Annotated in this window: 2 protein-coding genes and 1 pseudogene; all 3 read left to right on the top strand. The window is 41.4% G+C overall.

Annotated features, from left to right (window positions below):
* The coding region (locus A3735_RS29975) for a hypothetical protein (protein ID WP_197485551.1) at positions 1 to 697 on the top strand (697 nt) is incomplete at its 5' end.
* A gap of 18 nt (positions 698 to 715) precedes the next feature.
* Positions 716 to 1,099, top strand: a complete 384-nt coding sequence (locus A3735_RS00665) for a YkvA family protein (RefSeq protein WP_068507569.1) — start codon at positions 716 to 718, stop codon at positions 1,097 to 1,099.
* A gap of 159 nt (positions 1,100 to 1,258) precedes the next feature.
* Positions 1,259 to 1,552 (top strand): annotated as a pseudogene (locus A3735_RS00660) (acyltransferase); the annotation flags it as partial.

Genomic DNA, 1,552 nt, shown 5'->3' with positions numbered 1-1,552 from the left:
ATTCTTTAGTGAACTGAGCGAAGTATCAGACCCAAGCAGCGAGACAGGCAATTCAGAGGTAAATAGAGGTATATTGAAGCTCGATGGTGGTCTCGAAGCACCTATTGGTCACGCGACAGAAAGCGGAAGTCATTTTGCGTTTTCCTTCAACACCTCTGATACAACTGAGACTACTGATCGTGGGACAGGAATTATTCTCGGCGTTGAGCTAGAGGAAGTAAGCAGCCCAATCTTTCCCGATACCGACGATGTAATACAGTTTACCTATCATATACAAGGTAATAGCATGACTATTTTGGACGAAACAAACAGTCTACAAAATCTGAACGGATCAACTCTGCATATTACCGATAGACTAAATGCAGGTTCAAGCAATGACTGTCATGCCACACTGCAATTATCGAGAATCTACGTTACTCATACCCTGACCAGCAACCCAGAGACGAACTCCCTCAGCTCTCCGAATCAAGACTCTCAAGCGTCGGTAGAAAGTGACACTTGCCGTGTTACCTTTAACGAGATTGAAATTAGCTTTGCTGATGTGTTGGGGCAAGCTTTAACATTAAAGGGATTTATATCAAAATCTGACGACAGCGCGACTCCAGGGAATCTCCTAACTTTATTATGGCTACAGGAAAACAGCATTGGTTTAGTACTTGCTGGCAAAGATCAGATATTAAAACCAGGCTTCGAATAAAGCCTGGTCGAGAGTAAAATGAAAGACGATATAAACGAAAAAAAGCTAACTAGTAAAATCAAATCTGCCTTCAGCTCCCTTTCTCAGGAAGCTATTACTCACGCACTAATTTTGTATTACACCCTACGCGAACCAAACACTCCAGCATGGGTAAAAACGGTTATTCTCGGAACGCTCGGCTACTTCATTAGCCTTATTGACGGGATTCCTGACTTAACCCCCGTTCTTGGCTACACCGATGACATATCTGTAATGGCTGCGGCAATCGCCACGCTGTCTCGATACATCACACCTGAAATCAAAGCGAAAGCTAAACATAAAACTGATGCTTTCTTTCCAGCTAAAAAAACTGATCAAAAGAAGACTTCAACTGAAGCGCCACCCGATAAACCAGAACAGTAAGCATGAGCACTATCCTCCCACCTATTGCCACCACCTTATTTGCACTATACAGCCAGATTAAATAGATAATGCAGCACCATATTTACATGCGTACGCTGTAATCTTGTACTTGTAGGTGTCTCTCGATAAAATTTTACTAAAATACTATGAGGGGTATATATGCTCAGCTTTCTTCCTGGCCCAGTTAAAGGGGCTATTATTCTGATTTTAGTTATTCTGAACACTTTGCTCTGGATGCCTATTTTAGTCGTTGGCGCTCTGCTTAAGATCATCATTCCCATCAATATCGTCAAAAAAATTGTGACTAAAACCCTTATTGCCTGTGCAACAAACTGGGTTTCTATGAACAACTTTTTTATGGCAATGTTTCTGAAGGTTGAGTGGGATTTTACCAGTGTTGAAGGGCTAACAAAAAATGATTGGTACTTTGTAAATTGTAATCATCAATCTTGG

It is taken from the genome of Oleiphilus sp. HI0061 (assembly GCF_001635675.1).
This window is presented reverse-complemented; position numbering and strand designations above follow the sequence as displayed.

Bases quoted from the DNA above. Each gene is read 5' to 3' on its own strand.
- A3735_RS00665 (WP_068507569.1), top strand. From the start codon at position 716: ATGAAAGACGATATAAACGAAAAAAAGCTAACTAGTAAAATCAAATCT.